Source organism: Fangia hongkongensis FSC776 = DSM 21703, from assembly GCF_000379445.1.
Taxonomy (GTDB): domain Bacteria; phylum Pseudomonadota; class Gammaproteobacteria; order Francisellales; family Francisellaceae; genus Fangia; species Fangia hongkongensis.
In genome coordinates this window covers 106,908-120,855 of the sequence record NZ_KB902274.1, presented here as the reverse complement: position 1 = coordinate 120,855, position 13,948 = coordinate 106,908, and the positions used below count along the sequence as shown (strand labels likewise).

The window sequence follows — 13,948 nt, the reverse complement described above, 5'->3', positions numbered from 1 at the left end:
TGAAATTACTTGCTACATTTTTCGATGAGTGTGTTATAAATTATTTCATTTCAACAAAGGAGGAGAGAGGTGAGTCTATTCGTGCGCCGAATAATTTTTTTGGTTTTTTTGATGGGTATTATTGCTCTTGGACTGTCTACTAATTTAGGCATTGCAGCTGAAAGTAAAACAGATGAAGCAAGGCATTTAACGCTTTGTGCAGAGCCTTGGCCTCCATATGATTATAAAGTAAATGGCCAAGTGAAAGGCAAAGATGTTGAGCTAAATAGGAAGCTCTTTTCATCTTTGGGGGTTAAAACCACTATAACAATTATTCCGTGGAGTCAGTGCTGGAAACTGGTAGCAAGTGGTAAGATTGATGGTGCGCTGATGGTATCAAAAAAGAAATTTAGGGAGAAGAGTGTTTATTACCCAAGCATTCCTGTGACAACGGCAGAGTATGTATGGGTGACAAATGAGCATTATCAGGCGCGCTATTTTGATGCCTGTCCAAATCTGTCAAAAGAAAAGTTAAAAGTTGGTGTAGTGAAGGGGAATAGTTATAATAGTGCTTTTTTGAAGTGTCTCTCTAAGTCCGAAAATCGCTCTCGCATTGTAGCCTATCCAAATTTAGAAACAGCAATTAGAATGTTAATGCTCAATAAAATTCAGCTGATTTTAGCGATTCCTGAAATTGTTGAATATTATAATCAGGCGCTTCATAGGAACAAAGTATCTATTCAAGGGACGCCATTATTTACCAAGATCTACTATACCGTATTATCAAAAAAATCGAGCTTTAGTCATCCTAAGTATAAAAATATTGAGGCGGTGTTAACGGCGTATAATGAAGCGCTTGCGAAACACCTGCAAAAGAGCATGCCTGCTAATGACAAATGATTTGATCTAAATAAACAAAACCATCTTCGGGCTGTAGATTATTGGTTGTAACCTCGCAGGTACTGCCATTTTGCAGTGTTAAAGTGAGAGGTTCCCCTTCAAGGACATCAATTTGTGCAAACCCTTCATCATCGGTATTTGTATCTTCAAGTCCGCCTGAAATGGTTGCATGTGTAAGAAGTGCGCCATTTTCGGTGACAAAATTACCCATAAGTAAAAGGGCAGGCTTGGCAGAGCGAATAATACTTTGGACATTTCCGGGGTAAACAACGACATCAAGATCATTATGCGGAACGCTTAAGGTCACCTCATGTGTCTGAATTTGAATATTATGTGTTTCATAGCTTGTTAAAGGAAGATAATAAGTGCTATTTGCATCAATAACTTTATCCGGTTTACCATTGACATAAACAGTATATTGACTTGGGATATCACTATTAACTCGAACAAGCACGCCACTTGTTTCATCTGAATGACTCACTCCCCAGTAGGTGGATGGGCTATAAGCAAGGCTTGTTGCAAATTTTAAATTATAGTTAAAGGTATCGCCGTTATCTTTTGATTGAGCAAAGTCAAACTGTTGTAAAGCATCAAAGTATGGATTTGATGTGCTGCCATATTGAGAATAATATTGATTGTTTGCATCAATTTGTGTACTTGTGCCAATATCAGAAGAAGTATAAGCAGTATTAATTTCTTTGCCGACATTAAACTTAAGGTTTTGCTCTCTTTGTATCGTGCTTGATGATTCTTTGGAAAGCTGTCCCTCAGCGCCAATAGCACCATACCATCCACTTGGACTGCCAATGTTCCATGTGAACTGTAAAAATATGCTTTTATTTGTTTGTGAGGCATCGAGTGTCAGTGCAATAGAGAAATCATTATAGGGGCCAAAAGAGAAATATTTAGTCGCGCCAAATTCAATATTATGTTGAAACTCTTCATCAACGTAGGCATAGCTAAGTCCAGCATTAAAGTTTATATCATGCCAGTTAAAAGCAATTGATGTCCCAATGTTTGTATTACTTGTATCAGTGTCTTCAAAATACTCATTAATGTAACTGTTCTCTGTGTTTTTAATCCAAATTTGACGAAGGTAAGTGTTTAGTACGACGCTATAAAAACTGCCAGCCACTGAAAAACCAAGACCGGTATCACCAAAGTTACTTAAAGCACCTGATAGTACCATGCTCATATGTGTCAGTTCAGCCATGAAGCTGAGCTCTGCCATCCCTTGAGACTCATTAAAAAGGGTAATATGCTCACCGATACCAAAGAGTTTATGTAGGCGTTGTTTGGCTTCCAATGATAGAACATTGAGATTTGTTAAAGTAGGAAATACGGTGCTTGAGTCAATTTCAGCCAAGCGGCCATAGCTGATGTAGTAATTCGGTAAAGAGAGCAAAGGTAATGCTGAAGTTTTAATAAAATATACCTCTTTGGTACTTCTTTGATTGTTTAATGTTCTAATGTCAAGCTTCAGAAAGTAAGCGCCAGATGGAAAGCCTCTTGTATCAAGAAAATAGTTTCCAGGTGGGAAGTATTGTGTATCGATAAGCGTATTGTTTCTATAGACATCAACATAGCTTGGGACGATTATATTCACCTCAACAGGTGTGGCAATTTGCTCATTTAGGTTAGTAATCAAATCACTATTGGTTTGAAAGCTTGCGCCAACAATTTGAAAGGTTGGGATAATCAGTGTGCCGATGGTATCCTGAAGACCAAAAGAAGCATAGTATTGTTTATGGCGCCAATTTAAATCTAGATCTCGAAACTGAAATTGATTAATTGTTTCTTGCTCTGGGGTGACTGAGTAAGTGTAGTTTGTCTTATAGTCAATGTGCCAGTTTTGATAGCCTAAAAACCCATTGTGATTCATAGAGAGAGAGTGGTTTTCATCATTGTTGCCCGAGGCGCCAAATTGAAATAGATTTAACATGCTAATGCCAGCGGTAGAATCTTTGAGGTATTTTGTTGGGATTGTTTTTTGATTTAACAGGTAGATAGGATTAATAAAGATAGAGAGTTTATAGTTATTCCTATCAAAGATAACACCAAGGATATTGGGTTTAATAAACCCACACTGAGGCCCATCTTGACAGGCTCTATCTATGTTTGTCGCCAATGGATCGGATAATGCAGAAAGAAGGATGCTCTGTGCAGATTTTTTAATATAAGGTTTAAGTTCAGCTAATACTTTATCTGGGTCTTCAAGCGTAATTTCATTATCATCAAATGTTGCAACCGCTTCAGCTAAGGTATTATTACCAAATTGTAAGGTAACAAGAGTTGTCTCATTCTCTTCTAAGAAGTCTTCAAACCCAGGGGGTAGCTCGTCACTTGCATAAGCGCGGGAAATGCTGAAGATCATTAAAATTAAGCACAGTATAATGAATACGAGCCTAAAAATAAGCGTTTTTGCATTCGCTTTGTTTCCCCTCACTTTCCCACTCTCTTTAAAGCGCTATAGGCTAATACGTTGTTTATTTTTGCTGTTTTAACGTTAAGACATTGTTTTTTTGTGTTATCTCCAATCGCCTAAGCGCACTCATTCCTAGAAGGATACTATCACCTTTCATCGAAGGGTTGATATTTCCACGGACATTGTGAAGAACAATATTACCAATTTGTAATTTTGGAATCAAAGTATAATAGACAGTTGTTATGCCATTTGCCGTAGAAGCTTGAAGCGCATAACCCTTTTTAAGTCCAATTGAGTTGGCAATATGCTCAGGGATCGAGACACTTGTGGCGCCCGTATCCACTAAAAATATCACTGTTTCATCATTGATTTTACCATAGCTTTGATAGTGATGATTGTAGGCTTTTATTGAGACAACAGCACCGTTTAAAGTTACTGAACTCTCTGGGGTTAGTGCTTGTTTGTTTTTGTTTTGTAGATACAAATGTGCAATAAAACTTGCCAAAATAAGAACAACAATCCAAAAAGCATAGATAAAGCGCTTTTGCATATTTAGCCTTGAGACAATGATTTTAAAAATTGAAAAATCAGTTTATAAGATTTTGGTGTCGCTGAGCTCTCTTCATCGGGTGATTTTTGTACTTCTTTATGATAGGCGCGAATCAATTGTCTGAGCTTTTGAATATCAACAGCTGGATATTTCTCAACAAGCCTATCTAGCGCCTCTTTCATAGACTCTGGATGAATTAATGCATCTCGTAATTGCTCAAGCCTTTTAAACTCAACGTTACTGGCTTTATTTTTTTGCATCAGCTTATCGTAATACTCCACAGCTTGATCTATGTCACTATTTCGCATAAGCTTCCCGATATATTGAGTCTGGCGCTTAAGTGCAATTTTTTTCATGGGTTTTGCTTTGAGAAGCTCATAGATAATATGTTCCTCAAGTGGCAGCTTCTTAAGCCTATCCTCACTTAGTTCAAGCAGTTTTTTGGCGAAATCAGTAATATCCAAAGAGGCCTTTTTAAGCTTTGTTCTACTAAGTGTCTTTTCAGTGTCTTCATGTGTTTTTGGTTCAAAATTGGAATTCATGCAGGTTTAGCTAGGTTTTCTATTCAGCACTGTGTAAAATGATAACCAAATTTCACACGCTTAGAAACTAAAAAGCATCAATCATCGAAAGATTAAAAGGAGGCGTATTAATGTTTGATCGTTCTGTAACCATTTCATCATTTGACCCGGAATTAAATGAAGCGATACAAAAAGAAAATAACCGTCAACAAGAACATATTGAGCTTATTGCATCTGAAAATTATGCCTCTCCAGCTGTAATGGAAGCTCAAGGCTCCCAATTAACCAATAAATATGCAGAAGGCTATGCCAGAAAACGCTATTATGGTGGTTGTGAGTATGTGGATGTGGCAGAAGAGCTAGCTGTAAATAGAATTAAAAAACTCTTTGGCGCAGATTATGCAAATGTACAGCCACACTCTGGTTCTCAGGCAAATGCCGCTGTCTATTTTGCCCTTTTAAATCCCGGTGATACTGTGCTTGGAATGTCTCTAGCACATGGTGGACATTTAACGCATGGGGCTAAGGTTAGCTTTTCAGGGAAGTTATTTAATGCCATTCAGTATGGGTTAGACCCTGAAACAGGTGATATTGATTATAACGAAGTGAAACGATTGGCCGAGCTTCATAAACCTAAAATGATTATTGCTGGCTTTTCGGCATTTTCAGGTATTGTTGATTGGAAGCGCTTTAGAGAGATTGCCGATGAAGTGGGCGCATATTTAATGGTTGATATGGCGCATGTGGCAGGCTTAATTGCAGCGGGAGTTTATCCAAACCCTGTGCCTTATGCCGATGTTGTTACAAGTACAACCCATAAAACATTGCGTGGACCAAGAGGTGGGCTTATTTTGGCAAAATCTAACCCTGAGTTAGAAAAAAAATTCCAATCGATTGTCTTTCCAGGTACTCAAGGTGGCCCTTTAATGCATGTGATTGCAGCAAAAGCGGTTGCTTTCAAAGAAGCCTTGGAGCCAGAGTTTGTTGAGTATCAAAGACAGGTTGTCAAAAATGCTAAAAAAATGGCAGAGGTGCTTATCTCTAGAGGGGTGAATGTTGTATCAAACGGCACTGAAAATCATTTGATTTTGATTGATTTGATCAATAAAGATATCACTGGCAAAGATGTTGAAGCCGCGCTTGGTAGAGCGAATATTACCGTTAATAAAAACTCTGTACCGAATGATCCAAGATCTCCATTTGTCACAAGCGGCCTTCGTATTGGCACACCTGCAATCACAACACGTGGTTTCAAAGAAAAAGAGTGTGAGCAAATTGCAAATTGGATGTGTGATATCATCGAGAATTTAGGTGATGAAGCATTAGAGCAAAAAGTGAAAAATGAAGTGGTTGAATTGTGTAGCAAATTCCCAGTATATGGACAGATAAAGGAAGCTTGTCCTGCTTAATATCATTGTCAACGTGCATTTGCAGCATATCTTATCTAGACGGGGATTTTTATATCTCTTAGTATACGAAAATGTATAAAACCTTATCCAGTTTTGCCTAATGACAAAATCCTGTATTTTTGATCCTGAAAATCTTTTGAATCTAATACACAAGAAGGCTTACGAGACACCTTTTTATTTATATGATAGTCATTTACTGCAAGCAATCTTGAAAGCAGCAATAAAGGCAAAAGAGGCAGTTTTTGGGGCTTATGGTCATATTCACTATGCAATGAAGGCCAATCATAATAAAGCTATTTTACAGATGATTCAGTCATATGATCTGGGCGTGGATTGTGTGAGCGGGGGTGAGATAAAATGTGCAATTGATGCAGGGTTTGCTGGAAATCAGGTTGTATTTGCTGGTGTGGGGAAAACCGACCTTGAGATTTGTGATGCGCTCAAAGCTGGGATTTTTGCATTTAATTGCGAGTCTTTACAAGAAGCTGAGGTGATTGATCAGTTTGCCAGAGAAATGAATGTTAAGGCACAAATTTGTTTTAGAGTAAATCCAGATATCAATGTGAATACGCATCACTATATTAGCACAGGAAGCTATGACAATAAGTTTGGTATTGCATTTGAAGATGTTTATCAGTGGTTAAACACACGATATAAGCACACAAGCCATATTCAATTTATTGGTTGCCATTATCATATTGGTTCACAAATCATTGATATGACAAGTTTCTCTAAGCTAACAGAGAGTATATTGGCGCATTATAAACAATTAACGGGCAATGGGTTTGAGATTAAGCACATTAATGTGGGTGGCGGCCTTGGTATTAATTATAGTGACCCTTTTGCACAGCAAATAGTTGATTTTAAAACCTATTTTAATGCCTTTGCACCATTATCGAACTTACAAGGGGTTAACATCCATTTTGAACTTGGGCGTTCTTTGGTCGGGCAGATAGGGGTATTGATTTCAAAGGTGTTATTTACAAAAAAAACTGCTGGCAGTCATTTTGCAATTTTAGATGCAGGAATGACAGAGTTAATGCGACCGGCATTATATCAGGCAGAGCATAAAATCATTGCATTAAACCCCTTAGCAGCTAGCAAATTTGAAAAGTATACTTTGGCAGGACCTATTTGTGAATCTAGTGATATTTTTGCAAAAAACTTGCTATTACCTGAGATTCAAAGGGGCAATTTTATTGCAATTTACTCAGTGGGTGCCTATGGTAAGGTGCTTTCAAGTGAGTATAATTTGCGACCAAAAGTTAAAGAGTTTTTATTGTAGAGATAACTGTAGAAATAAAAGAGAGAGGTTTCTTTATGTTAAATAGAAAGGTGTCACTTTTCTCATTGGTGATGCTGAACATTACAGCTGTTGTGAGTCTTAGTTCTGTTGCTTATATGGCAACACTTGGCTTTCAAAGTGTTATATTTTATATATTTGCAGCGATTTTATTTTTAGTTCCCTCAAGTATGATATGCGCAGAGCTAAGTGGCATGATGACCAAAAATAATGGTGGGGTGTTTAGCTGGGTCAAAGAAGGTTTGGGTGAAAAGGCTGGTGTGATTGCCATGTGGCTTGAATGGTTTAATAATGTCATTAGTTTTCCAGGCACGATATCAACTATTATTGCCACAATAACATTGGTTGCTTTTCCCTCGCTTATGGAGAATAAATATATACTTTGGCTTATTATGCTTGCTGTATTTTGGCTGATAACGCTGTTTAATTTACTGCCAATGAAGCGAGTTGTTATTTTAAACATTATTGGTGCGCTTTTTGGTATGATATTACCTGGAATCTTAATTATCTGTGGCGCTGTGTACTATCTTGTCATTGGGAAGGTGGAGACAAGTTTTCATGGTGTGAATGATTTAATCCCCATTGCCTCTTTTGGCACTTTTGCTTTATTGGTAAAAACATTATCAGCTTACTCAGGCATTCAGTCAGTTGCCTTTCATATGAAAAATATTGAGGATCCACAAAAAAATGTTCCTCGTTCTATGTTGTTTGCTGTAGTTATTATTTTGCTATTGACCATATTAGCAACGCTTTCGCTTGTCATTATTTTGCCTGCCAATGAAGTAAATCCATTAAATGGCCTTGTCCAAGCTATTAGCATGGTCATGAGCTATCTTGGCTTTGGCGCTGTGTCACAGTTTATTGTTGCCTTTTTAATTGGCATCGGGATGTTATCAGCTTTAAGCACTTGGGTATTGGGACCTGCAAGAGGGATGCAAGAGGCAGCAGAGGCAAAGCTTTTCCCTTCATTTTGTCAAAGAAAAAATGCCTCGGGAATGCCAGTTAATATGCTGTTAATTCAGGTATGTATTGGTAGCATCTTATCACTGGCTTTTTTACTCATGCCATCGATTGTCTCTGCCTTTGCATTATTAATTGCTTTGACCTCACAATTTACAGTATTAATGTGGATTATGATATTTATCTCGGCAATTCGCCTTAGATATACAAAGCGTGATGCTGATCGAAGCTTTCGTGTTGGCGGTAAGAGAAAAGGCAACGCTATATTAATCTTAATGGCTTCACTTGCTATTATGGCCTGCCTTCTAGGATTTGTCGCAGGGCTTTTCCCGCCTGCTTTTTCACATATCAAATCAATGGGCTGGTATATTATCATTATGGTTGTAGCGGATGCAATCATCATCGCTATTCCACTTATTTGGATATATTTTTCTCATCGTAAGCAGCTGAAGCATAAGAGAAAATATCTAAATATGGCATTGAATTCTATCGCTTAAAATGAAATTTTGCGTTAATAACACCAAATCATGTTGTGTTTTTTAATATTGCTATCTATCCTACTAAGAAGATTGAAGATAATGTTCTTAGTAGATGAAAAAGCCAAAGCAACCAGAAGAATTCACACTCAAAAAGCACGAAAATAATATCCATGCCTCGCTGACAAAAATTGATAACTATAGCGCTGAGCTTATTGACAAAATCATGAAATCTGCCTCACAGGTAAAATGGCATCTTTATTATACAGAAGGGCTCAATTGCGATGAAAAAGAGATGGCACTTGAAAAATTGTTGGATATGAGTCTATCGTATATGAATACTGATGTGCTGGAAAGTGGACATACAGCTGTCGCAGTTGGCTATATTGATATTCCAAAAGCAATCAAAGAAGATATTAGTCATTATATTGAAATAGTAAATAGAGAAAAACAATCAATCAAGGAGCAAATCACAAGTGTAAAGGCGCTTTATAAAGGAAGTGCTCATTATATACAGCTATTTAAATCCACACGGTTTCATAAGCGTATTAATTGGAAAATGCTTAATCGCCACTTGTATATGATAGAGGGCAATATCACTCATATGACCTTTTATCATGAGAAGAATGTGGTTAGCAACAAATTAACACAAGAGGCCTTGTTAAAGAAATTAAATGCATTGAAAAAAATAGATCTTGAAATAACAAAAGAGATTTCTTGTATTCAGCATTATGATGCCTCGGAGATTTTCTATATGAGATACGATAGAGAGATAAGGCATGCGGTAAATATTTACACCTTGAATGACAGGCGCCCAATGCGGGTTATTTGTAGCACGCCTGTATTTGTTTGCAGCGAATTACCGTTACACTACAGTTATAATGTAATGAGTGTGCGCAAAAAACGCCTTGATGCCGGAGATTATATTGGACCTATTATCGACTCTTTGCCAATATATACCAAAAGTTAGAGAGATTTAGCTTAGAGTGCTTGACAACCTTATAGTGATACTGGAGACTGCCAATCAGTTGGAAGGTATTTAGAGGGTATGTTATGCAAAATACGGTTGTTGATTTAATGAAATCTCACCGATCAATACGTAAGTTTACGGCAAAACCATTAAGCCGTGAGATACAAGAGAAAATCTTAACAGCAGCAATCTCTGCGTCAAGTTCCAGCTTTGTACAATGTGTTAGTATTATTCGTGTTGTGAATAAGGATAAAAGAGAAAAACTGGTCACACTGACAGGTAATCAGCCTTATGTAGGAAATGCCGCTGAATTTTGGGTGTTTTGTATTGATTATGCAAGACATCAAAAGATAGTTCCTAAGGGGTGCTATGGATATACTGAGCAGGTGATACTAGGGGCAGTTGATGCTGGCATTATGGGGCAAAATGCACTATTGGCTGCAGAGTCATTATCTTTAGGTGGTGTCTTTATTGGCGGCATCAGAAATAACCCACTTGAAGTTTGTAAGCTTTTAGAGCTCCCTTGTCAGGTATTCCCTTTGATGGGACTTTGTTTAGGGTATCCTGAAGAATCCCCAGAGTGCAAACCAAGGTTGCCGGTTGATATTTTTGTACATGAAGATCGCTACCAATCACTCGATAGAGATGCACTTGATCAATACGATCAACAAGTGAGAGAGTACTATAAAAACAGAACGAATAATAAAAAAGACAATAGCTGGTCAGATGATATTGAGGCCAAACTGGCAAAAGAAGCGAGACCTTTTATGCAAAATGCGTTGAAAGAGCAAGGTTTTATGACGGTGATTTAGTGATGCCATATTCATCATTACTGATGCTTGAGTCATCCCAAGTGATATGATCTTGATGTCTTCCGTTTAATTGAATAATAGGATATTTGATAATATTAAAAAAAGGAGAGTAGTCAAAATCAGCAGGAACAAAAAGTCTTGGGTTTCGAATGATGGCTTCAAAATAATGAGAAGAGCCTTTTCTCTCAATTACTGGGATAATAGGAAAACGTGCATTAATAAAAGCATTTGCAATGAGTAGTGAGCAGCTTGCTTTGGTATGACTTTGTGCATTATGTTGGAACAGACTTGATCTCCACTTCCTTGGCAAAACCCACCATGGGAAGAAAAAGCGTGCCAGATCAAAAATCTGCCGTGCATCGTATGGATGACCAATTTGTGTTGAGAGGTATTCGAGTACAGTGATTTTCTGATTTTCACTGATTCCAGTAGGTCGGCAGATTCGAATATGCTCTTCTTTGTATTTTTCTAAGCTTGTAACAATCACACCTTCACCTAAATTGCTCTCAATAATAATACGATCCGTTTGTTGGAATTGAATTAAATTCATACTTTTGTTAAAACAAGAGGGTATCTCGTTAACTGTCCCAATATAAATAGCCGAATGCGTCCAGACACTTTTAGTTATGTAGTTAATTGCTTTGGCAGAGCGACTCCTTCCCTCAACTAAAATCACATCACAAGGCACAATATTTTGGCAAAGCGCCTTAAAATCACTCAAGGGCACTTTTCGTGATTTCTCCACATTGGTAGTTAAAAAGTGTGTGATTTTGTTTGCTAGTTTCTCTATAAGGCTCATGTTAACGGTAGCATAGCAATGTAGGTAAGTGTTTGTAAGTTAAGTGTAGATCAAAAAGAACTTTCTTTGGATATGACTTGCTTTTTTAAAAGGAATAACGAAATATGTAGGAGAATACAATGAACATTGGATATCAAGATGATAAATAGCGCGCTTGCAGATAATGCGCTGAATAAAGAGAATATGTACAGCCAAAATGAAGAAAGGTTCAATGCGCTAACGCATTTTGTGGGTGCTATATTAAGTGTTGTTGCGTTGATACTTTTGATTGTTAAAGCGGCAACTTTTGGCAGTGTGATTAATGTAGTGGGAGTGAGTATTTTTGGGGCCTCTTTGGTGTCAATGTATGGTGCCTCCAGCTGTTATCATGCAGCAAAAACCTCCAAGTGGAAGCGTAGATTGCGCCAAGCAGATCATCTGAATATATTTTTTCTAATTGCTGGGACCTATACACCCATTGCACTTATTTCGCTTTATGGCCCCTATGGTTGGATTATCTTTTCTATCCTCTGGGGAGTGGCTTTAGTGGGTCTTATTTATAAGCTTTTTTATTTTGGCGATGGTTGGCTCTCTACTGCGCTTTATGTCATTATGGGATGGGTGGCACTTGGGTTTATCGTACAAATTGTCAGTGCATTGCCAGCTGCTTGTTTAATGTGGATTGTGCTTGGCGGAATTCTATATACAAGTGGCGTGGTGTTTTATATGTTAGATGAAAGCATACAATATTGTCATGTCATTTGGCACTTGTTTGTTTTAGCAGGAAGCATAGCGCATTTTTTTGCTATCTATCTTTATATTGCGCCAGCAGTGGTTAATTAAGCTTAAACCTAAGAACTATTTGTTGTCAGATGTCGTTTAAGGGCGATATTCAAATTCCATTTCATCGTCATCACCATAGTCATCGTCATCATCATACGCTTCAAACTCATCAAAATCCTCAAAGTCGTCAAATGAATCTTGATATTCATATAAAGCTTTGGCATCTTCTCTTAACAGCTTAATTAAGCTTTGCATATCTTCAGGTGGCTTAGCACTAAAAGTCACTTCTTCTTTTGTAATAGGGTGTATAAACGCAAGCTTATAAGCATGAAGTGCTTGGCGTTTAAAGTTTTTAAGTACCTCTTGCAGTGCTTCAGAGCTGCCTTTTACCAACTTCAAACGTGGGTTATAAACAGGATCGCCTAAAAGTGGTGCACGAACATGTTGCATATGAACGCGAATCTGATGTGTTCTACCTGTCTCTAGTTTGCAACGAATTCGAGTATGTCCTCTATATCGCTCGAGAATAATAAAGTGAGTGATTGCATCTTTACCTGTAGGGGTTACTGCCATTTTAAGGCGATTATGAGGAGAGCGCCCAATTTTGGTTTTAATTGTACTGCCTACAGTAATATAGCCTGTAGCAATAGCTTCATATTCTCTTTTCACCTTTCTTTTTGATAATTGATCAACTAAGGAAGCATGAGCACTCAGGGTTTTTGCCGCAACCATCAGCCCTGATGTATCTTTATCTAAACGATGGACAATGCCAGCTCTAGGCACTTTGCTAAAGGCTTCATCATGTGCTAAAAGTGCATTTGATAGCGTGCCAGAGGTGTTTCCAGCGCCTGGGTGCACAACCAAGCCTGTAGGCTTATTAATGACAATAATATCCTGATCTTCATAAATGATATCAAGCGGCATCTTTTCTGCTTGCCAGATAGTTTGTGTTTGAAGGGCAATATTCAATGAAATATGCTCACCCCCAATTAACTTATCCTTAGCCTTTTTTATTTCTCCATCGATTAAAATATCACCTTGCTTTAACCATTTTTGCAACTGGGAGCGAGAATAACTATCAAAAAGCATAGATAATACCTGATCTAATCGCTTTCCAGCAAGCTCATCTGGTACAATAACATTTTGATGAATATCGCTAAATGCGGTATGATGTGACACAAATAAATTCCACGTAATGTATTACTTTAATTGGGAGTATTTTAACGAATAAATCCCATTTAAGTTAACAAATAAAGGTAAATAAATGAAAAAGAGTTTAATGGCAGTTGTTGGTGCGAGTGTTTTAGCCCTTGTGACAGGGTGTGCCTCTACAGATAAAGAGCCTTTGCCTTACCAGGGCGAAAGTGCAAAGTATATCTATGCCAAAGGCCATGAGCAGATTCAAAATGAAGATTTCTATGATGCCATTAAAACCTTTCGATCATTGAATGCGCAATATCCATTTCAAAAATATACCGAGCTTGGAAATTTAGATTTAATTTATGCGTATTATCAAAATAATGACTCAGCAATGGCGCTGGGTCTTGCCCAGCAATTTCTAAGAGCCTATCCAACTTCTAAACATCTGGGGTATGTGTATTATATGATGGGTGTGATGAACTTTGATAATGGGCGAGGCTTTTTACAAAGGCGCCTTCCATATGACATGGCTCAACATGATCCACAAGCCTATATTGAAGCATATAATCAGTTTAAAAAAGCGGTATTGATTAATCCAAAAGGCAGCTATGTGGAAGATGCGACAAGGCGGATGATTTATATTAATAACACGGTTGGAGAGTACCAGTACAATATTGCTAAGTTTTATTTTGATCATGAAGCCTATGTCGCTGCGATTAACCGTGCAAAAATCGTTATCAAAGACTATCCGCAAAGTAATGCTATTCAAGATGCATTGGTCTTAACCATTCAGGCCTATGATATTTTGAAACTTCCTGATCAGTCAGAGGAATATCTTGAAATTTTAAGAAAAAACTATCCAAAGAACAGCTATTTAAAATCCTTAGAAAATGCGGCGAAAAAGCAGACGGTTATTTTTAAATAGTACACCCTTGGTGTTAA

General features: G+C 37.6%; 13 protein-coding genes. 8 read left to right on the top strand and 5 right to left on the bottom strand.

Annotated elements, in window-relative coordinates; translation table 11 throughout:
• Positions 1-81 precede the first annotated feature (81 nt).
• Positions 82-879 carry a substrate-binding periplasmic protein gene (locus A37Q_RS0113605; protein ID WP_154648715.1) on the top strand — a complete coding sequence of 266 codons (798 nt, stop codon included), beginning with the start codon at positions 82-84 and terminating at the stop codon, positions 877-879.
• On the opposite strand, the gene A37Q_RS0113600 is transcribed toward A37Q_RS0113605, so the two are convergent.
• From A37Q_RS0113600 to yjgA, 3 genes are read right to left on the bottom strand one after another with little or no spacing between them, the layout of a single operon-like run.
• On the bottom strand, positions 866-3,325 hold the full coding sequence (locus A37Q_RS0113600) for a TcfC E-set like domain-containing protein (RefSeq protein WP_018300840.1): 2,460 nt from the start codon (positions 3,323-3,325) through the stop codon (positions 866-868). The two genes, A37Q_RS0113605 and A37Q_RS0113600, sit on opposite strands and share 14 nt — an antisense overlap.
• A 40-nt stretch (positions 3,326-3,365) precedes the next feature.
• Complete coding sequence (locus tag A37Q_RS0113595; RefSeq protein WP_018300839.1) at positions 3,366-3,854, bottom strand: retropepsin-like aspartic protease family protein; 489 nt, start codon at positions 3,852-3,854, stop codon at positions 3,366-3,368.
• 2 nt (positions 3,855-3,856) lie between these two features.
• On the bottom strand, positions 3,857-4,396 hold the full coding sequence (gene yjgA / locus A37Q_RS0113590; RefSeq protein WP_018300838.1) for a ribosome biogenesis factor YjgA: 540 nt from the start codon (positions 4,394-4,396) through the stop codon (positions 3,857-3,859).
• 110 nt (positions 4,397-4,506) lie between these two features.
• On the opposite strand from yjgA, the gene glyA reads away from it, so the two are divergent.
• The 5 genes from glyA (at position 4,507) to nfsA (ending at position 10,305) form a co-directional block, all read left to right on the top strand.
• Positions 4,507-5,784: a serine hydroxymethyltransferase gene (gene glyA / locus A37Q_RS0113585; protein WP_018300837.1), complete on the top strand. Its 1,278-nt coding sequence runs from the start codon at positions 4,507-4,509 to the stop codon at positions 5,782-5,784.
• A 100-nt stretch (positions 5,785-5,884) separates the two neighbouring features.
• Positions 5,885-7,069 (top strand): diaminopimelate decarboxylase, encoded by a 1,185-nt coding sequence (lysA, locus tag A37Q_RS0113580; RefSeq protein WP_018300836.1) that lies wholly within the window; start codon positions 5,885-5,887, stop codon positions 7,067-7,069.
• A 35-nt stretch (positions 7,070-7,104) separates the two neighbouring features.
• A complete protein-coding gene (locus A37Q_RS0113575; protein WP_018300835.1) occupies positions 7,105-8,544 on the top strand; it encodes an APC family permease in 1,440 nt (479 codons plus the stop codon).
• A gap of 94 nt (positions 8,545-8,638) precedes the next feature.
• Positions 8,639-9,493, top strand: a complete 855-nt coding sequence (locus tag A37Q_RS0113570; protein WP_018300834.1) for a hypothetical protein — start codon at positions 8,639-8,641, stop codon at positions 9,491-9,493.
• 83 nt (positions 9,494-9,576) lie between these two features.
• Complete coding sequence (gene nfsA, locus A37Q_RS0113565) at positions 9,577-10,305, top strand: oxygen-insensitive NADPH nitroreductase (RefSeq protein WP_018300833.1); 729 nt, start codon at positions 9,577-9,579, stop codon at positions 10,303-10,305.
• Here the strand turns inward: nfsA and A37Q_RS15650 are convergent.
• Positions 10,289-11,104, bottom strand: a complete 816-nt coding sequence (locus A37Q_RS15650) for a YiiX/YebB-like N1pC/P60 family cysteine hydrolase (RefSeq protein ID WP_018300832.1) — start codon at positions 11,102-11,104, stop codon at positions 10,289-10,291. The genes nfsA and A37Q_RS15650 overlap by 17 nt on opposite strands.
• Positions 11,105-11,242: 138 nt before the next feature.
• On the opposite strand from A37Q_RS15650, the gene trhA reads away from it, so the two are divergent.
• Positions 11,243-11,926, top strand: coding sequence for a PAQR family membrane homeostasis protein TrhA (gene trhA / locus A37Q_RS0113555; RefSeq protein WP_018300831.1), 684 nt, complete (start codon positions 11,243-11,245; stop codon positions 11,924-11,926).
• Positions 11,927-11,962: 36 nt separating this feature from the next.
• Here the strand turns inward: trhA and rluD are convergent, their stop codons facing one another.
• A complete protein-coding gene (gene rluD / locus A37Q_RS0113550) occupies positions 11,963-13,045 on the bottom strand; it encodes a 23S rRNA pseudouridine(1911/1915/1917) synthase RluD (protein WP_018300830.1) in 1,083 nt (360 codons plus the stop codon).
• Positions 13,046-13,130: 85 nt separating this feature from the next.
• Here rluD and A37Q_RS0113545 point away from each other — a divergent pair, with 85 nt between their 5' ends.
• Complete coding sequence (locus tag A37Q_RS0113545) at positions 13,131-13,931, top strand: outer membrane protein assembly factor BamD (protein ID WP_018300829.1); 801 nt, start codon at positions 13,131-13,133, stop codon at positions 13,929-13,931.
• Positions 13,932-13,948: the final 17 nt, after the last annotated feature.

Coding starts and splice junctions, on each gene's coding strand:
- glyA (WP_018300837.1), top strand. CDS start 4,507: ATGTTTGATCGTTCTGTAACCATTTCATCATTTGACCCGGAATTAAAT.
- A37Q_RS0113545 (WP_018300829.1), top strand. CDS start 13,131: ATGAAAAAGAGTTTAATGGCAGTTGTTGGTGCGAGTGTTTTAGCCCTT.
- trhA (WP_018300831.1), top strand. CDS start 11,243: ATGATAAATAGCGCGCTTGCAGATAATGCGCTGAATAAAGAGAATATG.
- lysA (WP_018300836.1), top strand. CDS start 5,885: ATGACAAAATCCTGTATTTTTGATCCTGAAAATCTTTTGAATCTAATA.
- nfsA (WP_018300833.1), top strand. CDS start 9,577: ATGCAAAATACGGTTGTTGATTTAATGAAATCTCACCGATCAATACGT.
- A37Q_RS0113575 (WP_018300835.1), top strand. CDS start 7,105: ATGTTAAATAGAAAGGTGTCACTTTTCTCATTGGTGATGCTGAACATT.
- A37Q_RS0113570 (WP_018300834.1), top strand. CDS start 8,639: ATGAAAAAGCCAAAGCAACCAGAAGAATTCACACTCAAAAAGCACGAA.
- A37Q_RS0113595 (WP_018300839.1), bottom strand. CDS start 3,854: ATGCAAAAGCGCTTTATCTATGCTTTTTGGATTGTTGTTCTTATTTTG.
- A37Q_RS15650 (WP_018300832.1), bottom strand. CDS start 11,104: ATGAGCCTTATAGAGAAACTAGCAAACAAAATCACACACTTTTTAACT.
- yjgA (WP_018300838.1), bottom strand. CDS start 4,396: ATGAATTCCAATTTTGAACCAAAAACACATGAAGACACTGAAAAGACA.